General features: G+C 34.8%; 24 protein-coding genes, 1 pseudogene and 2 riboswitches. Of the genes and pseudogenes, 13 read left to right on the forward strand and 12 right to left on the reverse strand.

From position 1 onward, the window contains the following. Positions 1-184: 184 nt before the first annotated feature. From cysC to GH741_RS14480, 4 genes are read right to left on the reverse strand one after another with little or no spacing between them, the layout of a single operon-like run. Positions 185-781 (reverse strand): adenylyl-sulfate kinase, encoded by a 597-nt coding sequence (gene cysC / locus GH741_RS14465; RefSeq protein ID WP_153737471.1) that lies wholly within the window; start codon positions 779-781, stop codon positions 185-187. A gap of 3 nt (positions 782-784) precedes the next feature. Next, entirely contained in the window at positions 785-1,939 is a 1,155-nt protein-coding gene (sat, locus tag GH741_RS14470; RefSeq protein ID WP_338079472.1) for a sulfate adenylyltransferase, read from the reverse strand. Beyond that, a complete protein-coding gene (locus tag GH741_RS14475) occupies positions 1,935-3,026 on the reverse strand; it encodes an inorganic phosphate transporter (protein WP_153737473.1) in 1,092 nt (363 codons plus the stop codon). The genes sat and GH741_RS14475 overlap by 5 nt, the downstream gene beginning before the upstream one ends. 12 nt (positions 3,027-3,038) lie before the next feature. Continuing rightward, complete coding sequence (locus tag GH741_RS14480) at positions 3,039-3,752, reverse strand: phosphoadenylyl-sulfate reductase (RefSeq protein ID WP_153737474.1); 714 nt, start codon at positions 3,750-3,752, stop codon at positions 3,039-3,041. A gap of 255 nt (positions 3,753-4,007) precedes the next feature. On the opposite strand from GH741_RS14480, the gene GH741_RS14485 reads away from it, so the two are divergent. From GH741_RS14485 to GH741_RS14500, 4 genes are all read left to right on the forward strand, one after another. Next, the gene (locus GH741_RS14485) at positions 4,008-4,766 is read left to right on the forward strand and encodes a 2-phosphosulfolactate phosphatase (protein WP_153737475.1); all 759 of its coding nucleotides are present in this window, start codon (positions 4,008-4,010) and stop codon (positions 4,764-4,766) included. After that, positions 4,693-5,451, forward strand: coding sequence for a phosphosulfolactate synthase (locus GH741_RS14490; protein WP_153737550.1), 759 nt, complete (start codon positions 4,693-4,695; stop codon positions 5,449-5,451). Before GH741_RS14485 ends, GH741_RS14490 begins: the two co-directional genes overlap by 74 nt. A 41-nt stretch (positions 5,452-5,492) precedes the next feature. Next, positions 5,493-5,891 (forward strand): VOC family protein, encoded by a 399-nt coding sequence (locus GH741_RS14495; RefSeq protein WP_153737476.1) that lies wholly within the window; start codon positions 5,493-5,495, stop codon positions 5,889-5,891. A 315-nt stretch (positions 5,892-6,206) separates the two neighbouring features. Next, positions 6,207-6,632: a DUF4064 domain-containing protein gene (locus GH741_RS14500; RefSeq protein WP_153737477.1), complete on the forward strand. Its 426-nt coding sequence runs from the start codon at positions 6,207-6,209 to the stop codon at positions 6,630-6,632. A 610-nt stretch (positions 6,633-7,242) separates the two neighbouring features. Here the strand turns inward: GH741_RS14500 and GH741_RS14505 are convergent. From GH741_RS14505 to GH741_RS21955, 4 genes and pseudogenes are all read right to left on the reverse strand, one after another. Continuing rightward, positions 7,243-7,350 (reverse strand): YjcZ family sporulation protein, encoded by a 108-nt coding sequence (locus tag GH741_RS14505; RefSeq protein WP_153737478.1) that lies wholly within the window; start codon positions 7,348-7,350, stop codon positions 7,243-7,245. Between the two features lie 59 nt (positions 7,351-7,409). Further along, a complete protein-coding gene (locus tag GH741_RS14510; protein ID WP_153737479.1) occupies positions 7,410-7,544 on the reverse strand; it encodes a YjcZ family sporulation protein in 135 nt (44 codons plus the stop codon). Between the two features lie 334 nt (positions 7,545-7,878). Further along, on the reverse strand, positions 7,879-8,427 hold the full coding sequence (locus GH741_RS22305; protein WP_420809404.1) for a peptidoglycan-binding domain-containing protein: 549 nt from the start codon (positions 8,425-8,427) through the stop codon (positions 7,879-7,881). After that, a pseudogene (locus GH741_RS21955) lies at positions 8,404-8,916 on the reverse strand (peptidoglycan recognition protein family protein); the annotation flags it as partial. The gene GH741_RS22305 and the pseudogene GH741_RS21955, both read right to left, overlap by 24 nt. A gap of 306 nt (positions 8,917-9,222) precedes the next feature. Here GH741_RS21955 and GH741_RS14520 point away from each other — a divergent pair. The 4 genes from GH741_RS14520 to GH741_RS14535 all read left to right on the forward strand — a co-directional run bounded on the left by GH741_RS14520 (position 9,223) and on the right by GH741_RS14535 (position 13,428). Then, complete coding sequence (locus GH741_RS14520; protein ID WP_153737481.1) at positions 9,223-9,900, forward strand: CPBP family intramembrane glutamic endopeptidase; 678 nt, start codon at positions 9,223-9,225, stop codon at positions 9,898-9,900. Positions 9,901-10,327: 427 nt separating this feature from the next. Beyond that, positions 10,328-10,936 (forward strand): YitT family protein, encoded by a 609-nt coding sequence (locus GH741_RS14525; protein WP_153737482.1) that lies wholly within the window; start codon positions 10,328-10,330, stop codon positions 10,934-10,936. A 124-nt stretch (positions 10,937-11,060) separates the two neighbouring features. Beyond that, a complete protein-coding gene (locus GH741_RS14530) occupies positions 11,061-12,779 on the forward strand; it encodes a sensor domain-containing protein (protein WP_153737483.1) in 1,719 nt (572 codons plus the stop codon). A 25-nt stretch (positions 12,780-12,804) separates the two neighbouring features. After that, on the forward strand, positions 12,805-13,428 hold the full coding sequence (locus GH741_RS14535; protein WP_338079463.1) for a class I SAM-dependent methyltransferase: 624 nt from the start codon (positions 12,805-12,807) through the stop codon (positions 13,426-13,428). A 123-nt stretch (positions 13,429-13,551) separates the two neighbouring features. Here GH741_RS14535 and GH741_RS14540 read toward each other — a convergent pair whose 3' ends face one another. Next, positions 13,552-13,794, reverse strand: coding sequence for a hypothetical protein (locus GH741_RS14540; RefSeq protein ID WP_153737484.1), 243 nt, complete (start codon positions 13,792-13,794; stop codon positions 13,552-13,554). A 788-nt stretch (positions 13,795-14,582) separates the two neighbouring features. Here GH741_RS14540 and GH741_RS14545 point away from each other — a divergent pair. From GH741_RS14545 to GH741_RS14555, 3 genes are all read left to right on the forward strand, one after another. Then, complete coding sequence (locus tag GH741_RS14545) at positions 14,583-15,152, forward strand: DNA-binding protein (RefSeq protein WP_153737485.1); 570 nt, start codon at positions 14,583-14,585, stop codon at positions 15,150-15,152. Between the two features lie 10 nt (positions 15,153-15,162). Beyond that, a riboswitch (cyclic di-GMP riboswitch) is annotated at positions 15,163-15,242 on the forward strand. Positions 15,243-15,424: 182 nt separating this feature from the next. Further along, positions 15,425-15,510: riboswitch (cyclic di-GMP riboswitch) on the forward strand. A gap of 38 nt (positions 15,511-15,548) precedes the next feature. Next, positions 15,549-15,713: a hypothetical protein gene (locus GH741_RS14550; RefSeq protein WP_153737486.1), complete on the forward strand. Its 165-nt coding sequence runs from the start codon at positions 15,549-15,551 to the stop codon at positions 15,711-15,713. A 229-nt stretch (positions 15,714-15,942) separates the two neighbouring features. Next, on the forward strand, positions 15,943-16,206 hold the full coding sequence (locus GH741_RS14555) for a hypothetical protein (RefSeq protein WP_170287636.1): 264 nt from the start codon (positions 15,943-15,945) through the stop codon (positions 16,204-16,206). Between the two features lie 267 nt (positions 16,207-16,473). On the opposite strand, the gene GH741_RS21780 is transcribed toward GH741_RS14555, so the two are convergent. Together GH741_RS21780 and GH741_RS14565 are read right to left on the reverse strand one after the other, a co-directional pair. Next, positions 16,474-16,629 carry a YjcZ family sporulation protein gene (locus GH741_RS21780; protein ID WP_338079464.1) on the reverse strand — a complete coding sequence of 52 codons (156 nt, stop codon included), beginning with the start codon at positions 16,627-16,629 and terminating at the stop codon, positions 16,474-16,476. A gap of 328 nt (positions 16,630-16,957) precedes the next feature. Next, positions 16,958-17,746 carry a Cof-type HAD-IIB family hydrolase gene (locus tag GH741_RS14565; RefSeq protein ID WP_153737488.1) on the reverse strand — a complete coding sequence of 263 codons (789 nt, stop codon included), beginning with the start codon at positions 17,744-17,746 and terminating at the stop codon, positions 16,958-16,960. Between the two features lie 614 nt (positions 17,747-18,360). Between GH741_RS14565 and GH741_RS14570 the strand changes: the two genes are divergently transcribed. Together GH741_RS14570 and GH741_RS14575 are read left to right on the forward strand one after the other, a co-directional pair. Next, positions 18,361-19,026, forward strand: coding sequence for a potassium channel family protein (locus tag GH741_RS14570; RefSeq protein WP_153737489.1), 666 nt, complete (start codon positions 18,361-18,363; stop codon positions 19,024-19,026). A 187-nt stretch (positions 19,027-19,213) separates the two neighbouring features. Continuing rightward, the gene (locus GH741_RS14575; RefSeq protein ID WP_153737490.1) at positions 19,214-20,116 is read left to right on the forward strand and encodes an ROK family protein; all 903 of its coding nucleotides are present in this window, start codon (positions 19,214-19,216) and stop codon (positions 20,114-20,116) included. A 45-nt stretch (positions 20,117-20,161) separates the two neighbouring features. On the opposite strand, the gene GH741_RS14580 is transcribed toward GH741_RS14575, so the two are convergent. Next, entirely contained in the window at positions 20,162-21,259 is a 1,098-nt protein-coding gene (locus GH741_RS14580; RefSeq protein WP_153737491.1) for an SDR family oxidoreductase, read from the reverse strand. Positions 21,260-21,282 lie beyond the last annotated feature (23 nt).

The raw sequence follows: 21,282 nt of genomic DNA on the forward strand, positions 1-21,282 counted from the left end.
GTAAACAGTATGTACTTCCAATAATAGTGTGAACGACAGTCGATGAAGAAAAAAGGTACCGGTTCCACCTCGGCTCGTTCGTGACGGGTTCCGGTCCTTTATTGTAAATGGTGATTTTAAAAATGAGAACCCAGATTATCATATATCGGTTTCTCTGTTTCTTTACTACCTCCTAAGGGAGCAACTACAGTATCCCTTTATCCTTGAGATATTTGATAATATATCTAGCAGCATCTCTGGCTGAATGTTGCTCAGTATTTATAGTGAGCTCTGGATTGATTGGTGGCTCATAAGGAGAATCAATTCCAGTGAAATCTTTAATTTCTCCCTTTCTAGCTTTCTGATACAAGCCTTTTGGATCTCTCATCTCACAGATTTCGAATGGACAATCGATAAATACTTCAATAAATTCATCTTGACCAAAGATTTGTCTGATTTGTTCCCGATCCTTTCGATAGGGGGAAATGAAGGCGGTCATCACGATTTGACCACTGTCGACAAACAGTTTTGCTACTTCTCCAACTCTTCGAATATTCTCTACCCGATCTTTTTGACTGAATCCTAATTCTTTGTTTAGACCATGTCTTACATTGTCACCATCTAAGACATAGCTTTTTTTCCCTAAAGAATATAATTGAAAATCTAACTCGTTTGCTAAAGTTGATTTTCCTGAACCTGAATAGCCGGTAAACCACAAGGCACAGCTTTTATGTTTGTTTAGCTTTTGTCGATCCGCTTTCGTAATTTCGGTTGTGTGCCATACAATGTTTTTTTGTAACATATATTATTGCCCCGCTTCCGTTAAAGTTTTTGACATACCTTCAATAAGTTTATTAGCCACTTCTGGTCGACTAAATTGTTTTGGAGGTAGCTTCCCTTCCTTCAGCATTGCTCTGACCTTGGTTCCAGATAAGGAAACGTGGTGCTCTATATCATGGGGACAGGTTTTTGATGTTCCCATACTTTCACATTTATTGCAGTAAAAGCTATTTTCAAACCGAAAAATCTTTATCCCAATTTCCTCTTCGGAGAAATTATTAAAGATTTTTTGTGCATCATATGTCCCATAATAATCACCTACACCGGCATGATCACGGCCAACAATAAAGTGGGTGCACCCATAATTTTTACGAACTATTGCATGAAATATTGCTTCTCTCGGTCCAGCATATCTCATCGCTGCTGGAAATACAGATAAGAAAACACGATCGTTTGGATAGTAGTTTTCTAGTAAAACATGATAGCATTCCATCCTTAACTCACTAGGTATATCACCAGCTTTTGTTTCCCCAACTAGTGGGTGAAGTAGTAAGCCATCCACCGACTCTAATGCAGTTTTTTGAATATATTCATGCGCACGGTGTACAGGGTTTCGGGTTTGAAATCCTACCGTTGTTTTCCAACCCAGCTGACGAAACGCTTCTCTAGTTTCACTAGGTTCTAAATAAAAGGCTGCGAATCTATTTTTTTGCGGATAGTTAACTAACGTAATTGGTCCACCTAAATAGACATTTGGACGTTCTAGTAATTTTTTTACTCCGGGGTGTTCGGCATCAATTGTTTGATAGACTTTTTCTGCTTCTTTGTGTTTATCAGGAATATACATATCAGTTACAGTCATTACTCCATAAACGGTATTGTCATGAACCAAATTGACTGTACTACCGATTTCGATATCGCTGGCTGTATCTTCACTAACAGGTAATGTAATTGGAATGCTCCATGGAAGACCATTTTCAAGACGCATTGTTTCGATGACAGATTGATAATCTTCCATATTCATAAATCCAGTTAATGGACTATATCCCCCAATTGCAAGTAATTCCAAATCACTTAAAGCGATTTGATCAAGGTGAACCTGCTTATTCCTACCATCCACCTGGTAATCTGTATCAACTCTGTTAATTAGTAAACCTCCATGGGGTTTAATCATATTAATTTCCTCCTATTTTCTTTATTGCGACCTTCTCTTTATATATCGGATGAGCTTTCGTCGCTGGTTTCCATAAACCTATTGCATAAACCATTGCAATAAACACAAACAATATCGCTACTCCAGAAAAATCGAAATCTACGAACAATTTCACTAAGTTATAAGAAATAACAAGCGAAAAGAGTGGCGAAATCACCCATGTTTTAATTAATTTACCGATGATGGCTTTTTGCCAAATTTGTCTACCTTTATCTGATGCCCCAACCCCTAAGATACTGCAAGTCGTTACTTGAGTATGTGGAATAGGAATGCCAAATAGAGACGCGATAATGACTAAAGTAGCCCCAATGCCAGAGACTGCGCTTCCCTGTAATAGGCTTAGTTTGGTGATTTTTTTACCATTTGTCTCGAGTACTTTTCCACCTAAAAAGATCGCACCCAATGCAACAAAGAGGCCCCCACTGAATGTTCCTTGTTCAATGGTAATGATTCCGGTAGCAACAAGAGGTCCAACGGCATTCGCAACATTATTCATTCCAGCTGAAAATGCTTCTAGAAATCCAGTTACAATTACTAATAGCGCTAAAAGCTTAGGGCCTCTACCTCTAGAAAGAAAGGTGAATTTTCTCTCAGTTACCTTAACCACTTTATTAGTTACAAATGCTAATAAAAAGGCTATCAATGGTATAAGAATCCAGTACATTACTATAACCAACAGTGTCTTAACAAATAATACTTGGAAAGCAATACCAACGCCTACGATTGCTCCAACAGTGACCTCACTAGTTGATAATGGAATCCCACTTAAATTAGCAATAAACAGCGATATAGCAGCAGAGATAAGAATGATCAGGGCGATGTTAATCGATATGATACTCTCTGGAATGATCTCTGATCCTAGTGTTTTAACAACTTCTCCGCCCCCTAATATTGCACCGAAAAATACTCCACTGCCACAAATCAGTAATGCTATTCGTTTACGTTTTACCGCACCGGATCCGTATGCAATCCCCATCGAAGCTGCTGCACCACTTGCACCTATATTGATAGCAAAAAATAAAGCAATCAGACATGCGAGTATTGTTAATATCAATCTAAACAGCTCCTATTTAGGCTGGTGCAGCCCACATTCAGTTTTCTCAGCAGTTGCCCATCTCCCAGATCGGGTATCCGCCGCCTTTAGCACTTGCGTTGTGCATTTTTCACAACCAATGCTTGGGTAGTTGTTGTCATGAAGTGCGTTATAAGGCAAGTTGTTTAGCTCGATGTAACTCCAAACATCGTCCCATGTCCAATGAATTAATGGACAAATTTTAACTCGTTTGAACGTGTTATCTTTGTTAACATATTCAGTATTTCTTCTACTAAAGGATTGGTCGCGTCTTAACCCGGAAATCCAAGCATCCACATGAGATAGTTCATTTTCGAGGGGTTTGATCTTTCTGGTATGACAGCAAAGATTTGGATCTCTTTCCCACAAGTTGTGACCATATTTATCTGCTTGTTGTTCCAGGGTGAGTGAAGGCCTAATCATTTTTATTTTAAGTTCAGGATATTTTTTTTTAATTTCATCTATGAGGGAATAGGTTTCTTTAAAATGTAGATCTGTATCTAAGAAGACAACAGTTGCCTTTGGATCAACCTTAGAAATTAGATCAATCAAAACTATTCCCTCTGCTCCAAAGCTACAAGAGTATAATATTTTATCCCCATATACTCGGTAGGCCCATTTGATTACATCCATGAAGTCTTTTAGGTCTTTGTTAAGTCCTTGTTGAACCTGATCATCCCAGTTTTCATAGACAAGTTTTTCATTCATTTTTTACCCTCATTTAATAGTAATTTTGACAATTCCCTTTTTGTAAAATATAAATTTCTAAATAGGTATTTGCCTTAAAGTCAATGTATTCAATTGTTAATAGATTGTTCAAAATGTAAAAGCCTATTTCTGTGCTCATTAAAATGAGTAACGAATATAGGCTAGGCGAATATACTTTTTGTAATGGGTCCTCACTTTGTAGTGGATATTTCTCGTTTTTTTAAAAAACATTCAGAAAGATTAGGAGAAGATCTGATGAAGATTAACATTTATCAGGGAAGAACAGTCCCACCCACTGTAGCTGATACCACGATTGTTATTGATGTGATTCGAGCATTTACGGTAGCTCACTATGCTTTTTTACAAGGCGTTAGTCGGATTTTACTAGCAGAGACAGTCGAGCAAGCTTTTCAGATTAAAAAAGAACATCCTGAGTATCTGTTGGCAGGTGAAGTAGCTGGTTTAGCAATTAAAGGGTTTGACTTAGATAATTCCCCTTATCATATCCAAGAAAAAAATCTTACAGGAAAAGTACTTGTCCAAAAGACAACCAACGGAGTTCGAGCTACTCTGAATTGCTTAAAATCAGATAGTGTATTTGTTACTGGTTTTACCAATGCAAGAAACACAGCAGAATTTGTTAAAGAAAGAATAACAGGAGAAGAAGAAACGATTAATATCATTGCCTCCCATCCGAGTGGAGATGATGATCTTGCTTGTGCGGAATATATAAAAAGTTTAATAGAAGATTCCAGTTCAATTTCAGCACGAGAGGTAGTGGATAGAATAAAGCAATCTCATGTGGCTGCAAAGTTTTATGACAGAGAGAACAAAGCATTTCAATATGAAGACATCTTTCAGTGTATAAGAGAACTAAATACGGATTTTGTAATGAAGGTGGATCATGCTAGTAAAATACCAACGATTGAGAGGGTTCAGTATGATGGAAACAGGTTTAATTTTGCCAACAAGGGAAGTGAAACCAAGACAAAAAGGATTAACAGTTCTTATTGATAATGGAGCTCCCTTGAATTTATTCATCGATACGATTCATAGTTCAAGAGATTATATTGATCTAGTGAAGTTTGGTTGGGGAACATCACTAGTTACGAGTTTTTTGGAACAAAAGATAGAATCTTTACGAGAGCATGGTATTGACTTTTTTTTCGGCGGAACCTTATTTGAAAAATTTTTAAGCCGTGACAGAGTCGGAAATTACTATGATTATTGTAAGAAATATAACTGTAATTATGTTGAAATTTCAAACGGAACAATTGATATTTCTAATAGTGAGAAAGCGAGATTTATTAGGCAGTTTTCTAATGAGTTCACCGTTTTTAGTGAGGTTGGTGATAAAGATTCATCAAAAGCTAAAGACCAAGAATCTTCCGAATGGCTTGAAAATATTCATGAAGATATTGAAGCTGGTGCCACGAAAGTTATTACTGAGGCAAGAGAAAGTGGTACGAGTGGAATGTGTCACGAGGATGGTGACATTCGAACAGATATCTTTGATGAAATTCTTGATTCTGGTATCCCAATCGAAAAACTTATCTTTGAAGCACCAAATAAAAAAATGCAAACATTTTTTATCGATCATGTTGGGAGCAACGTCAATCTTGCAAATATAGCTTTATCTGACGTAATCTCATTAGAGACACTAAGGTTAGGCCTTAGATCAGACACCTTTAACATTTAGTCCCTATTTTAATATAAACACCTATAATGAGGAGAAATATAATGAGAAAAACAAATAAAGTGTTTCACTTAGCTATCCCGTGTAAGGAATTAAATGAAACGGTAGAATTTTATGAAAAATTAGGTTGTAAGCTTGCTAGAAGGTATGATGATCGTGTCACGTTTGACTTCTTTGGTGACCAGGTCGTATGTCACTTAAGTCCAAACAATATTGATACAAAACCAAAAATGTATCCGCGTCACTATGGGATTACTTTTTTAGAAAAAGAAGAATACGATAGTGCATTAGAATTTGCTATTCAAGAGCAGCTTCCGTTCTTTAAGGATCCGATGGTAAGATTTGAGGGGAAACAGGAAGAACACATGACGTTCTTCCTAATCGATCCAGCTAATAATTTACTGGAGTTCAAGTATTATCATGATAGCAGTATGGCTTATTAGATCAAGAAAAGATATTTAAGTACAACAGAGACTGACATACTTGCAGTCTCTGTTGTTATCTATAGAGTGGAAATTATGTAAAAATCCAAATTGACAGTAATAATAAGAATGGGTCATTACTAGGAGTTGTACGGAATTTGGAGGGAAATTATAAAAAACAGCATAAAATGAAACTTTTCCTTTTACGAACCGTTAGAATAATGTACCATTTAAATAGAAATATTGTTTTGTATGTTTGCATGATAGTGGGTTCTTTGAAAGATTATTGAATAAGCAAGTATGCTGGTTAATAAATTCTAAAAAGGAGGTTTTTGCATGAACAGAACAGGTGAAATTGTCTTGGGTATTATTGGGGTATTACTTTATGGTCTTCTTGTCGCATTAGGTGGTGCAATGGTTTGGCTAACCAATAATGAAGGATTGTTACAGGAGATTTTTGATGAAACGACGAGCGAGCTAGATCCAAGCGTAAGTGTTGGTAGTTTTGAGGGCTTTGTTGACTCACTGAGCAGTGGCGGATGGTTCTTTTTAATTGCTTCTCTTGTTGCGTTTGTCTTAGGGATTGTTGCTATTATCCTTGTTAAGGGTAATAAAATGCCAAAAGTTGCTGGTATAATTTTTATTATCTTAGCTGTAGTCGGGTCTTTTGTTACATTTGGATTAGGAATTATCGCGGGAATATTTTATTTAATTGCAGGAATTATGTGTCTAGCACGAAAACAGCCGCAAAATGTAGCCTGATTTTTAAGACGTGAAATTTTATTAGTGTGTTAGATAAAAGCTTTCCATAACAGTGGAAAGCTTTTTTTGTTAGATGACATCACTATTTATTTAGAAACCGATTGATAGTTAGTAAAATGTAAGTTTATTCCATCAACACACGATAGTTAAATTTATCTGTATCAAATTTTAAATATCAATCCATTTTCTATAATTAAGTAACTTTTTAATTCAATTTCATTTTTTTAATTCTAGGTAAGGAAAATACCCACACAAATGTATTTTATTAACATACTCTGTGGGTATGAGGCAGTTATCTAGAGGCTATTATCAGTAATTCCCTTTACCAAGTTTATTTTTGACTAAAAAATAAAACTGTTGTTTCCACCGAAACAATTTAATTCTATGTGGATTTCGAAAATAGTGAGCTAGCCACAACTACTGCTGAAGGGAACTGCCTCTTAAATAGATCAATAAATTTTGTACACTTTATATAGAATAACACACATAAAAAAGGAAGGGGGTGCAGCCCTTCCTTTTATCCGTTCAACAGAGGAGTAGTGTTGAATGAGCACATCTGGCGGTTATGGCTCTTTTTATAAAACTTTTTGAAAATGGTGATTTGCTGATTTTAATAATCTCCACCGATAGGGTAGTTATTACCAACAATAATCAATAGAACAAACAGTACTACTAACAAAATAAAACTGTTGTTTCCACCGAATCCTGCGTAACCCATTATTTCACCTCCTTTCGTGCTCGAAGTTAAAAGGTTACTTAAACCCTGAAAATGCTTAATTAATAACCGTATCCTCCTCCTGTACCGCCGTAACCACCACCAGTAGGGTAGTTGTTACCAACGATAATCAAGAGGACAAAAAGAACTACTAGTAAAATAAAACTGTTGTTTCCACCGAAGTATCCTCCACTCAATTCAGTCACCTCCTTATCTTTAATACATCATATGGAGTTAGAATCAATAAGGAATGGCTAATGCCACTAAATAACTATAAATCCATGAATGTCTTAGACAATCAATCACGCAAATTGGACAATTGACTTATTCATAACAGAATCTAAGAGAACCTTATGGTGCAAACGTGGTAGCTAGAAGAAAAGTGTCTCTACTAGTTTTTTGTTTGGATTGATTATTGCTTCTTCGAAAAAATCCTACCTGTTACTTTTGGATTAATCTAAAAAGTCTTCCACTAATTATTAGTGGAAGACTTTTTTTTCTTTTGATAACAACAAAAGAAAATCATCGAAATTAGTCATCTAATTCCATTTGAATATACCTTCTAGTGTTTGGCCCATAGATGCCATCGTTCGCTAGCGCGGCGTACATGGATTGAAATCTTCTAACTGCATCCTCAGTTAATGGACCATATATCCCATCAATTAGTTTTGGATCAAAATTGATTTCTTTTAAAGCGCGTTGCAACTGTTTTACTTCAGAACCATTGTCTCCTCTTCGTAGCGTTACATCTGGTAATGGAAAGTCGTCTATTCTTTTACTGCTACTTACTACTTCTTTTAATTTATTCAGCGTTTGAGGTCCAACAAGTCCATCTACTAACAATCCATATTCTCTCTGAAACTTTAATACAGCTCGTTGTGTTTCGGGTCCGTATTGTCCATCAACACCATAGATCGGTAGACTGAATCCTGCTTTAATCAAGTCTTGTTGAACCTCACGAACTAGCGAACCTCCATCACCTATGTCTAGAGGTAAGTTAACAGATGATCCTCTTACAACTGATTCGGATCCCTCTTCATTACCTTGAAGTTGGTCATAGGCACGTTCTACATCATTGATAAAATCACTCCAAGATATCCCATGTCTATTTAAAGCATTTTGGGGATCTGTTCGACGTGAAGGGTCTAAGGTACTGTGGGCGATAATATCTTCACTTGGATCTAAGTCGTATTTATCTACGAGATAGGCGTGGTACCAAACATATCTTTTATAGGCTTCATCAAAATTAATGCTTCCACCATATGCTAGCTCGACTCCAATTGCTGCATCATTTGCATCCTCACCATAGATTCGATTATCAGTTCCTACATTGTAGCGGACGTGCCAAGCCTTTTCATCCAACGGAATAATTTCTAATATGTTATTGTCATCTATAAACGTGTGAGCCGAAGCAACTGGATCAACATTTTCAAAATAATTCCTATTTGCATAAGCGGAAGAGCCCGGGTTTCCTGTGTCATGACTAACGATGAACTGAACATCAGCTAGGTCTTGGCCAGACCTAGAATTTCCAAAATTTATATAGTCTCTTTTTATTTCATACGGCATTTTTTCACCTCTCTATAGAACAAATATGAGAAAGATTAATATTCCTCTGTATCAATATATTTTATTAGCGAAGGATTGTGAGCAAAAAAGGATACAGAAAGCTAAAAACAGTTGGATAACCTATACTCAAATTTATTCCTTTTAGGTGAAATAAATAAATATGAAAAGACTTAATTTAAAGATGTAACTAATTGCACACTTAATTCGTTTATATTAATAGAGGAATTACTAGGGGAAAATAGAAGTAGTTCCTTAATTAATCTGGTTCCACTTTCTGTTGTGGAATCCTTTTAAAGGGGTCTTACTATGAGAGAGATTGTCTATGTTATCATTCTATCAGTTGTCGCGTGCTTAACTTTATATTTCCTAACCCAAATAGTTGAGGTTAACTATGCACTTCAAACTATCCTCAAAGTGTGCTTTTTTGTTGTCATTCCAATCGGCTATGTTTATTTTGTGAAAAAGATAAAATTCACCCACTATTTAAATTGGAAGACATTACTACATAATCCTTCTAAACTATCATGGATCTTTGCCATTTCAACTTTTACTATAATTCTTATTGCCTATTTTTTTCTTGGGAGCTTCGTTGATTTTAACAGTATTGCATCCGAACTAAGGGAAAAATCAGATATTACTGCTTCTAACTTTATTTTTATAGGCTTGTACATCACATTTGGGAACTCACTATTAGAAGAGTTATTTTTCAGAGGTTTTATTTTCAAAAACTTATATCATACTAATTATAAAAAAACTGCCTACTTATTTTCATCTTTATTATTTGCTCTTTACCATATTGCTATATTTAAAACGTGGTTTAATATTTGGTTGATAATACTATGCACGATAGCTTTATTTGCAATTGGAATGCTCTTTAATTGGTTAAACGCGAATTCAAAGGGTTTTATGAACTCCTGGATTATTCACATCTTTGCAGATGCAGCTATTATTATTGTCGGATTTAGAATGTTTGACATTTTTTAAATAGGTTATTTTTGTGTTGTTTGTAGCAGCTATTGATGAAAATTGGGTCGTATCTACTAGTTGTTTTGCGCTCCGGGCAGTCGCTTTCCGCGGGCAACGCTTCAACTTCCTCGGAAGAAAACCACTTCCTTGAAAAAGGAAAACACTTTTTCTGCGTGCGATGTATCGCTTTCGAAGCGTTTTCTTGTCCTGCGGGATTTGCTGAAGCGATTGTAGAAAGCACATATAAATGATGAATAAATAGATAGATATAAGTTACGTCGGAGTCTATAGATTTTCTGTCAAAAACAAGTTTTTTTGAAAGAGCCTTTGTATAAGGAAAAGGTCATAATCAGGGTGTAAAACTTATTTGCGTAGCAAATATCAATATAATAGATATTCTTACATATAAATAAACATGTCCTAAAAATGGAGATGAGTAATTTATATGTTTTTCGTTAAAAAAGCAGCTGCGATTATTTTGGGAAGTATACTACTTTCGGTAGGAATTAACCTGTTCTTGGTGCCATTTAAACTTCTAGATGGTGGAGTGATAGGGTTAGGATTAATTATAAATTATTTGACAGGAATTCAAGCTGGACTAGCCATTATTTGTTTAAGTGTACCTATTTTTGTTTTAGCTTGGGTTTATAATAGAGCTTATTTTTATAACAGTCTACACGGTATGTTATTATCTTCATTTATGATAGATTTTTTATCAAGACTTCATTATTCGATTATAGTAAGCTTTCCAATTCCACCAATCCTAAGCTCTATTTTAGGCGGAATACTTATTGGTCTAGGGATTGGCATCATGCTTCGTCAGAGAACCAGCACTGGAGGAACTGATCTTTTAGCCCAATTTTTATCAACAAAATATAAAATCAATGTTGGAATATTTATCTTTATTTTTGACGCCCTTATTATTTGTTTGGGTGGATTGCTAATTTCCTTTCAGGCATTTTATCTCTCCGCTATTACGATTTTAGTTGTTGGTATATTTACAAGTATTTGTACATGGAACATGGAAAACGATATCCAACTTATCAATGGTTAGAAGTTACAAGTACCTTGAAAACGGTATGATGCTGTTTGGTTATTTGTTATAATACTAAACTAAGTCTGATTCAAGGTGAGACGATCGTTATTAAAAGATATGTATTACCTAAGGAGAAGTTATAATGTTTGCCAAATTAAAAAACTTTAAAAATTTTGATTTAATATTTAACAGCATTTCAGATATGGTCTTTTTAATGTCTATAGACGATGAAGGAGTATTCCGATATGTAGCTGCGAATCAAGTAGCCATTGACATACTCCAGTTTCCTATGGACTTTGTAGGTAAATCAATAGATGACATAATGTCTCCTTTTTCTGCAAAGGTGATTACAGATAGATATCATCAGGCTATTGATGCCAAAGAGGTTGTAGTCTATGAAGAAAAAATAGAGTTCCCTCTAAAAGATAACTCTAATGAGAAAAGATTAGGATGGGTGGAGTCAAGGGTTACTCCTGTATTCAATGACAATGGAGAATGTGAGCGAATTATATCTATAACCAGGGAAATTACAGAACAAAAGAATCGTGAAAAAGAATTACAACGTGTAAAGGAGCAATTTGAATTGATCTTCAACAACGTTGCGGATGCCGTTTTTACTTTTGATAAGGATGGTGAATATCAAACCGTAAATCCGAGTTTTGCAAAAATGTTTGGATGGTCTGTTGAAGAAGTATTTAACTATCCAGCTATGAGCATCCTGCCGAAGGAAAATGATTTTTCAGAGATTATGAATCGATTAAAAAATGGAGAGGTCATTGAAAATCACTACTCTGAAAGAAAATCAAAAAATGGCGATATCATTCATATTTTGTCTTCATACACTCCTGTTATGGTTGATGGTAAGATGACTGGAGGTATTGCAGTATATAAAAATATTACTAAAATGGATGAATTAAAAGAGAGATTACATGAAAGTGAAGAAAGATATCGCATTATAGTTGAAAGCTCTAACGATCTTATTACTGTTACTGACCGACAGGGACAAATAATTTATGCTTCTCCTTCCCATCAACAAATATTAGGGTTGAAACCAGACTTCTTTATTGGAAAGTCTTTTCTTTCCTTTGTTCATCAAGATGACATGTCTAACGTCAGATCCTGTATGAATCGTATGATTGAAAGTGGTAAATCGGATGAAATAGAGTATCGAAGACTGAACAAGAACGGTGAAATCATCTGGATTCAGTCACATGGTGGTTTAGTCTTAAATTCAGACGGCAATGTAGAGCAGATTGTTTTTGTATCAAGAGACACCTCAAATCGAATGAAAAGAGAGTCAGAATTGAAAACGATGGCTTTATATGATGAGCTAACAGGACTTCCAAATCGTACTTTATTTAACGATTGTTTAGAAACAGCAATGAAGGAGACAAGTCGTAAAGGGAAACCATCCGCTTTATTATTACTAGACTGTGATAACTTCAAACATGTTAACGATTCATTTGGCCATGATGTTGGTGATGAAGTAATTAAGGAGTTTGCAAGACGAATTCAGGTAAATGTTCGTAATATCGATACTGTATCAAGAATGGGTGGAGATGAATTCCAGGTTGTATTACCTGATTTAAATGACAAAGATACGGCTAGAAAATGTTGTCAGCTTATTGTTGATGCCATGAAACATCCAATAGTAGTTGGTGAAGAATCTATTTCAATAACTACAAGTATAGGCATGTCCTATTATCTAGAAAAAGGCAAGACGAAGGAAACTCTTATTAAAGAAGCAGATAAGGCGCTTTATGCATCAAAAAGTAAAGGAAAGAGCACATTTTCAGAATATAGTGATGAAGTACCAAATAAATCGAAGGTAAAATTCGTTAAACGGCTATTCAAAAAATAGAATCCCTTTAAGGAGTGTGATATAAGTGAGTAAATGGTTCCCTTGGTTGTACGATATGGCTATGAAGCCATTAGAACAACTTAAACTAACTAAAAGAAGAAAGCTATTAATTAATAATGCAACTGGAAGAGTACTAGAAATTGGTTCAGGAACAGGAGTTAATTTCCCATATTATACAAATGCAATACGAGTAGATGCAATTGAACCTAACTCGCTGATGCGTGATAGATCACATAAGAGAAAGTACACTACAACAATTCAGACGTATTTAGTGGGTGCGGAAAAGCTACCCTTTGCAGATAATACATTTGATTCTGTTGTTGGAACCTTGGTTTTCTGTACAATACCTGAACCAACCAAGGCTCTTGAAGAAATACAACGTGTTAGTAAATCTGGTGCGAAAATATTACTTCTAGAACATGTTCGATTAAATAATAAGTTTCTGGGAGAGATACAGGACATAGCAACGCCAGTATGGAAAAGGCTTTGCGATGGTTGCCATTTAAACCGTAACACGGAAGCACTTATTAAAAATTCGAGGTTATCCATCTTGAAAAAGGAGTCTTTTTACAGAGGGCTTTTCATCACAATCCAGTGCCTAAACAATAAGAGTTCAACTGATAAGGCTCATGATAAATTGATGCCATAACTGGAAGCAATATGATAATCATGATCATGTCGCTTCCATTGGCGAATTAATTGCCATTTAATATCTTTCCTATTAGATTAAACTAAGATTATTTGGATATTACCTTCCATCATCCATCCGACATTAAAGATCATCACCACCTTCGCCACCGTCGGAGCCACCATTGTTGCCGCTACCATCATCAAAGAAATCATTAATCGTATCTATCACCCCTCCATTCTTTGATTCGTTAGGCTCTATATTTGACTTATAATCTAAAAATTTTCCAACTGTCATACTTTGAAGTACTGTGTCCTTAGTTCTACGAGTAAATAAGAATATAATCGCTATAATTATTAGTAATCCAAGTGATATTAACAAAAACATAACTATCCCTCCCAGTTTAATTTTTAATAATCTTCATCGATATGAAGCAAGAATTCCTTTTGTTCACAATTTTTACTCCTACAAGTACTGCACCTTGAACAAATATCCTACCTGCAAATGTTACATGTTTGATCAACAGAACTATATATATTTAATTAGAGTTCCCACATCGTTACACGTAGGCACTTAAGTACGTTATTAATTAAGTTCGATAATGAGATCACTGCCTACTCTCTTTGTCATTACAGCATAGTAGAAGTGGTTCTTTGACCTATAATACTGCAAACATCTTTATTCAAGCTTGACTAAGCGACTTGCCAGTAATAAGATTGTTCATTTTTTACACCTCATCTCCACCATTAATAAATTTTATGAAGGGAACGGTAGATTATACCTAACTAGCACTTGTCTATAATTAGAATCGATGAACTAATATGAATCTCTTGCGAGAGTTTATAATAAAAGGAACAATTTTTTCGTAGTAAATAAATCTGACATTTCATCAGCTCCTAATATATCTGTGTACTCATTCATAATGAGTTAGGCATTGTATCTGGGAAATCAGGATGGAATGAATGATATTGCGGTTTACTAAACTACTAACAATGCTTTCAACCTTATGCAATCAACTAAAATGTGTTGTTTAGTTTTTAAGAAATATGATGTAAATAAAGGAATTTTGTCACTTATTGTTTAATATAAATGAATAGAGTGGTATATTTATAACAACATGTCATCATGAGTTAGCCTTTCATTCTTAGAATCTTAAGAATGAAAAGGAGTTAATCATGAAAAAAAAATACTGGACAGGTGAAGAAATTCAATTTATTAGGGAGAATATTGGTGTATTAAAAGTCCCGACGATAGCCAAAAAGCTAAACAGAACGGAAACAGCAGTTTTGTTAAAGTTGAAGCGATTAGGATTAGCGAACACTAAAGCTTATGCTGGAAACCTTACCATGCACCAGCTTGCTAATCTATTAAAAGTGGACGCTAAAACAGTGAAGTTGTGGATAGAAAATCACGGATTACTCTGTAAAAGAAGAGTAACAAGATCAACAAGGAAATTTTACTTTATTAGTCAGGAAGAATTTTGGTGTTGGGCATCCATCAATAAAGAAAAGATAGACTTCTCTAAAATTGAACGTCAAACCATTGTACCTGAACCTGAATGGGTTGAAAAAGCAAGAGCAAACAATAAACAGAACAAGAATAAGTATAAGTCATGGACTACAAATGAGGTCAAATTTATGCTGCATTTACTTTCTACCGGAAGTAATTTTGAGTATATAGGGAAGCAGTTGGACCGTACTTCCACTAGTGTGGCACGGAAATATGATCGAGTAAAATATCAATAATATCCCATACCTATATAAAAGGCAAAATTGTTGAAAAGCAATGACGCAAAGCCAAGGGCCTAAGGAAAACTAAGGTAGCCGGTTACTATAGAATGGAAGGTATACCATCGATGACATCCTTTAGGCGCAGGTTAAGCGCCTTTTTATTTTGGAATTTAAAAATGGGTAATTTTAGACTAAGTAAATAAATGGTAAATAAATGAGCGGAAAAGACTATTAAAGTTTGGAGTGAACTCTAGGATAATAAATAGCATACATAATACTTCATAAATTGTACGAAAAGGCAAAATCACTGAAAGGTGATGACGCAAAACTATAGGGGCTAAAGTCTTAATGATTATGCTAGCCAGTTCCCGAATACGGACTCCGTCGATTTATGGATTTAAGGAGAATATTATGAAGAGAATATATTTTCGAATTAAGTACAATTGGCATACGTTAAAGTTCAAGAAATTAAAACTTAGATTAGAAAGAGACGTACAACAACCATCTGATTCCAACCTCGAAACACAATTGAGTTATCATGAAAGATCTGCGATTCAGTGTATGTTTAAATTCTAAGGCGTCCAATTAGGGCGCTTTTTTTATTGCCCTAGTTTTAGTGATGCAGGGTTTGCTCCCTGTATGTGATGGAATTTAAGTTGAAGATATTTCAGAGTTAATCAGGTACTCAATTTCCATAGTAGTATATAAAGGGGATTGAACAGTGTATAAAAACTATTATTCTAGTTTTTTGCATAAATTTTGAGATGTACCCGACCCATGTATATAGTAGAAAGGAGAGATATTTATGTTTACATTTTTATGGTTGGCACTAATCATAATTTTGTTTTTCTCACTTTATTTTAATATGAAGAAACTGCAAGAATTGGGCACTACTGGAATCAAACCGATTTTAACAACTATTTGTTTATATTTAGTAGCCATTCTAAACATTTTAGCTTATCTTTTAAATTCTTTTGGTATTATTAGTTGGTTCTTAACGATTTTATTATTGCTGTTAGGAGCATATTTTATGAAACATATGCCATCAAAGAAGGTAGTAAAGAATTAACAAAGAAAATTAATTAGGTCTTCAATTTGCGTCCTATTTTCTCGATAGGGATGCCTCTAATAATGAAACGTTACAAGGTGTGATAGCCAAGAACAGGATATATGAGGAGATACAAAATTCAATCGATGAAGGGAAATAATACTACTTATTGAGGAGTCTAAAATTTCATTGACTTAGCATGTGACAGATGTGCTTGTCTTAATTTTCTCCTAAAGACAAAGGAAGCGTTGCTTCCTTTGTCATCTAACAATAGGTGGAAAGCATTTCTTAATAGAAAGAAGCTCCAACAATTATCAACAAGATAAATAGGACGACGATTAACGCAAAACCGCCACCAGCTCCATATCCTGCAACTGGAGCAGCTCCATATCCAGCTCCTACACCAGCACCGTAGCCATAACCATAACCACCATAATAACTCACTAAAATCACCACCTTTTATCCTGATTGCTATAAATTATGCAATAATGGGTTGGTTATTGAGGGCTAAGGACTAAATATCTGTAAAATGGGCTAGAGCTAATGAATATCGAAAAACCTTGTTAGAAACTCTAACAAAATTAAGGATGGTCTTTGAATAGTATGTTACATTTAATTTGTCAAGACATAGGTGAATCAACACCTAGAAGTTTTATTTTGCTCTCCGTTTATTAAGGTGTTTGCTACGTGTGTGTGTAACTAGTATAAAAAGCCAAAATACCCCCGTATTTTGGCTTTTTATGCTTACAAATATAGTTTTTAAATGATAAGTTTACTTTACTAAACCAAGTGATTTTAATCCGTTAAATATTCCAGATTCGGTTACATCTGTCGTTCTATGTTTTGCATACTGAAAGATATCTGGATGACCATTTCCCATAGCAAAACCCTCCCCAACATATTGGAGCATTTCCTTATCGTTCATCCCATCTCCAAAAGCAATAGCATTTTCCTTGGGAATTGACAGATGATCTAAAATGGCTTTAACTGCATGTCCCTTATTAACACTTTCCCGGATTACATCATAACTATGGGTTAATCCTGCAACATTGACTTGTGAGAAATAAATGTCGTCGCTCGTATAATATAGATCAACATCATTATTATCTAAATTCATTAAGGTTATTCCTAAGACCTTATCCATTACCGAATTGGAAAATAATTCATTTTTCTTCAATTGAAATACATCAATAAACTGCTGTACGACTGGCGCATCCATCGCAGTAAAAGTGTTCTTGTTATTCGTATATAAAACCATCTCATGCCCATGTTTACTAGAAACCTGTAAGTAAAAATCAATTGTCTTAGAATCCATTGGTTCATTTAATATTTCCTTATTCTTGTACGTGGCAAATGCTCCATTGTAGCCAATACACGAGTGGATATTTAAATGCTGGGCAATTCCAGAAATCTCATGTAAAGGTCTACCAGTAGCAAGAATGACTTCTAGACCTTGATCTAATGCCTGATTAACCGCGTCAATTGTAGATTCTTGAATAGTATGATCAGGTCTTAAAATAGTACCGTCAATGTCTAAAAATATAGCTTTGTAATTAGTCATCAAATTCTCCTTATTATCATTATGTATTTCTAAGATTATCTGAATTTTATCATAAATTCTTAGTTTGGAGTATTCTTGAGTTTCCTAAGGTGGCTTAGAATGTTATGGAATTAACTAGTTGCACTTAACCAGGATCCTTTATTGAAACGGAAATAAATTTGCTATAACCAAAATAAGGATGATTATTGCAATTAAACTAATGGATAGAAATAGTGTAAGAATACCTTTCAATATAGTTGTCCATCCTGAAATTCCGCTAAACCCAAGCACACCAAAACCAGTGAGGTTAATGATAGATACAAAATAAAAAACAATGGATGGGGTCCCAGTAGAATAAAGTATAGAATCAACAACTGAATTTGAGTAAGGGACGATGATGAACAGCAAGTAGAAAATAATAGAAAAAATTTAAGACCAACGATTAATTGTTTTTACTCAACAAGCCCATCTCCTTTTTTTGTGTAGTTTATCATCGAAACAGAATACTGGATACTTATATTTAAATTCGATATTGTATAAACTAATAAAATGATTTATGGTATGTAGGGTGTTTTAATAATAATTATTTTTTCTAGTATAGGCCTACAAGGGTTTTTAAAAAGAAAGGGAAGTATATGAGACAAAAAAAAGAGTTCGTTGTGATTGGGCTAGGACGTTTTGGTGGAAGCCTTTGTAAAGAACTATCGGACATAGGAATTGAAGTGTTGGCGATAGACAAAGATCCAGAAAGAATAAAGGAATATAACTCTGTAGTTAGCCAAGCTGTGGAACTAGATGCTATAGATGAGGAATCATTAATAGAGATGGGAATTCGTAATTTTGATTGTGTTGTTGTCAGTATTGGCGAAGATATTCAAGCGAGTATTCTTATTACTCTGATTCTAAAGGAAATTGGAATCAAGCAGGTGTGGGTAAAGGCTCGAAATGACTATCATGAAAAAGTTTTACAAAAAATTGGCGCAGATCGAATCATTCATCCAGAACGAGACATGGCAAGAAGAATAGCTCACCACATAGTTTCTGATAAAGTAGCGGACTACATAGAAATTTCCAAAAATCATAGCATAGTGGAAATAGTAGCAAGTGATAAGCTAAATGGAAAAACAGTAGAGAATATTGACGCACAAGAAGGGTTTAATTGCGTTATCGTTGCAATTCGGAAAAGTGAAGATAACCTTATACTATTACCATCTAAAACAACTATTGTAGACAAAAACGATATTTTAGTTACAATAGGAAAAAACACTGATTTAGAACGTTTTGAAGATAAAAAAGTCTAGTGTACCACTATGACTAATCCTTATTGAGAAGATGATATTCATATAAGAAAGATTGAAAAGGAGGGCTGTTGATGCTCTCCTTTTTCGTGTTTTGAAAAACATTATAAAAATGCCTCAAAAAAAGTTATAATAACCTTACAAGGAAAGCGGTTTCTTTATTGTTCAAAACTGAGAAGGGGGATTACTTTTGGAAAAGTATATTGCATTTGATGTTGGTGGTACAAAAGTGAAACATGCGGTTGTATTAGAAAATGGTGTCATTATCACTAAAGGCAAGTATAATACGAGTTGCATGGACTTAGACAAGTTTCTGAAAGACATGATTGATCAAATTGAAGACTATCATCAACAGCATAATATAAGAGGGATAGCAATTAGTATGCCCGGTTTCATTAACGTCAATACAGGGTATTCAGAAACTGCTGGTGCAATTGTGGTGCTAAACGGTAAAAATTTAAAATCACTTTTATTAGAAAGGGTATCTATTCCGGTTGAAATTGAGAACGACGGAAATTGTGTGGCGTTAGCAGAAAAACTGAATGGTAATGCAATAGATTGTGAAAGTTTTATCTGTGTAACAATTGGCACTGGTATCGGTGGAGGAATCATCATAAATAATAAAGTCCTCCACGGCCATACATTTAAAGGTGGGGAATTTGGATTTATGGTAACACAGAACAATAGCCCCAAGAAGGAAATTTGGCATAACAACGGTTCTACCAGTGGCTTAATTGCCGATTATAAAGAATTAAAAGAAATTAACACGAATGAAATCATAGAAGGGCAACAAGTATTTGCTGAAGCAGAGAAAGATGAACGGGTAAAAAAGCTGATTGATGAATGGCTAAAAAACATTAGTAATGGGATATTTAATTTGGTTGCAACCCTAAACCCTGAAAAGGTATTAATTGGTGGGGGAGTAAGTGCTCAAGAAATAATAATAGATGGTCTTAAAAGTCACTTAGTTCAGAACAAAAATTGGCGAATTTTAGAAGTTCCTATAGAAATATGCAAGCATAAAAACGACGCAGGAATGATAGGTGCTTTAAAACATTTCTTGGATAGGAATAGTGCTAGAGTTAATGTTTAAATCCTGACCAGTACAGACTACATGTCTGCAGCCGTACTGGTTTCATTATGATATTTCAATGTGCTTTTCTACATCATTCTTGTGTTTTTCATAGAAAACTGTCATAGATTCAAGTGTTTCTTTAAAATCAGGGCATTCGATTCCAGAACCTTCTAAGTCTAACTGGGCCTGCGTACAATCATAGGTGGTCAGGCAGGTAAAATAGTCTAGAGCTTCTTTCTCCACCTTTAATCTTTTTCTAATGCCTGGAATTGTTAAGGATGCTTTGGCCAACCAAACAGGGATTTTACCGACTGGTTTCTTGCCAAGATATTGTACCATTAGCATTTTATAAACCTCTTTCATTGTGTAAGGACTTGGATCTGTTAAATGATAAGTTTTTCCGACCCCGATATCTGAATGTCCTAAGTAAATAGTTGCTTTAAGAATATAGTCTATGGGTACAAAATTTCCTTCAGCCGCCCCAGTTCCCAAATAAGGAATAATAGGGAGAAATCTCAAATTCTCAAACATATTTAACATGAAATATGGCCCATCGAATTTAACCGTTTCACCAGTTTCAGAGTTTCCTTTCACAACACCAGGTCGGATAATGGTTGTTGGAACCTTGTCAATTACACTTCTGACCAATTTCTCAGCCTCAAACTTTGTTTGTTCGTAGTGGTTTTTAAATGTTTGATTAGCTTCTAATTCTGTTTCTACTATTCTACCTTCGCGGGTCCCAGATACATAAGCTGTACTAAAATAAATATAACGTTGAATAGTATGCAAATTGAGAATCCAGTCATTTACTTGGTTCGTACCAGTTACATTAACATCATAAGCAAGCCTCTTGGGCACGGCAAGATCATAAATAGCTGCTAGGTGAAAAACATGAGTAATCTTTTTACTTAGTTGCTCGTTTAATTCAGGACCGATGCCCAAGTTTCGTTTGGTTATATCACCTTCAATTAAAATAAACTTTTTTGGACTGATCTTTTTCTCATTAGTGATTCTGTTTATTTCATTTTCTGCTTTTCCCTTCAGACTAGGTAAAACCAATAAATAGAAATAATTAATATCGTACTCTGATTCGATAAGTCTCTTGATTAATGATGTACAGATGAATCCAGGAAATCCTGTAAAAAAGTAACTATTAGCCATTAAAATTTATCCCCTTTGAGAAT

Origin of the sequence: Aquibacillus halophilus (assembly GCF_009649745.1) — a bacterium.
Taxonomy (GTDB): domain Bacteria; phylum Bacillota; class Bacilli; order Bacillales; family Amphibacillaceae; genus Aquibacillus; species Aquibacillus halophilus.

What these genes read in the sequence shown, in the direction of transcription:
- GH741_RS14570 (WP_153737489.1), top strand. Translation starts at nt 18,361, where the DNA reads ATGAGACAAAAAAAAGAGTTCGTTGTGATTGGGCTAGGACGTTTTGGT.
- GH741_RS14530 (WP_153737483.1), top strand. Translation starts at nt 11,061, where the DNA reads ATGTTTGCCAAATTAAAAAACTTTAAAAATTTTGATTTAATATTTAAC.
- GH741_RS14555 (WP_170287636.1), top strand. Translation starts at nt 15,943, where the DNA reads ATGTTTACATTTTTATGGTTGGCACTAATCATAATTTTGTTTTTCTCA.
- GH741_RS14500 (WP_153737477.1), top strand. Translation starts at nt 6,207, where the DNA reads ATGAACAGAACAGGTGAAATTGTCTTGGGTATTATTGGGGTATTACTT.
- GH741_RS14565 (WP_153737488.1), bottom strand. Translation starts at nt 17,746, where the DNA reads ATGACTAATTACAAAGCTATATTTTTAGACATTGACGGTACTATTTTA.
- GH741_RS14520 (WP_153737481.1), top strand. Translation starts at nt 9,223, where the DNA reads ATGAGAGAGATTGTCTATGTTATCATTCTATCAGTTGTCGCGTGCTTA.
- GH741_RS14480 (WP_153737474.1), bottom strand. Translation starts at nt 3,752, where the DNA reads ATGAATGAAAAACTTGTCTATGAAAACTGGGATGATCAGGTTCAACAA.
- GH741_RS14485 (WP_153737475.1), top strand. Translation starts at nt 4,008, where the DNA reads ATGAAGATTAACATTTATCAGGGAAGAACAGTCCCACCCACTGTAGCT.
- GH741_RS14540 (WP_153737484.1), bottom strand. Translation starts at nt 13,794, where the DNA reads ATGTTTTTGTTAATATCACTTGGATTACTAATAATTATAGCGATTATA.
- GH741_RS14550 (WP_153737486.1), top strand. Translation starts at nt 15,549, where the DNA reads ATGAAGAGAATATATTTTCGAATTAAGTACAATTGGCATACGTTAAAG.
- GH741_RS14505 (WP_153737478.1), bottom strand. Translation starts at nt 7,350, where the DNA reads ATGGGTTACGCAGGATTCGGTGGAAACAACAGTTTTATTTTGTTAGTA.
- cysC (WP_153737471.1), bottom strand. Translation starts at nt 781, where the DNA reads ATGTTACAAAAAAACATTGTATGGCACACAACCGAAATTACGAAAGCG.
- GH741_RS14545 (WP_153737485.1), top strand. Translation starts at nt 14,583, where the DNA reads ATGAAAAAAAAATACTGGACAGGTGAAGAAATTCAATTTATTAGGGAG.
- GH741_RS14525 (WP_153737482.1), top strand. Translation starts at nt 10,328, where the DNA reads ATGTTTTTCGTTAAAAAAGCAGCTGCGATTATTTTGGGAAGTATACTA.
- GH741_RS14580 (WP_153737491.1), bottom strand. Translation starts at nt 21,259, where the DNA reads ATGGCTAATAGTTACTTTTTTACAGGATTTCCTGGATTCATCTGTACA.
- GH741_RS14490 (WP_153737550.1), top strand. Translation starts at nt 4,693, where the DNA reads ATGATGGAAACAGGTTTAATTTTGCCAACAAGGGAAGTGAAACCAAGA.
- GH741_RS14495 (WP_153737476.1), top strand. Translation starts at nt 5,493, where the DNA reads ATGAGAAAAACAAATAAAGTGTTTCACTTAGCTATCCCGTGTAAGGAA.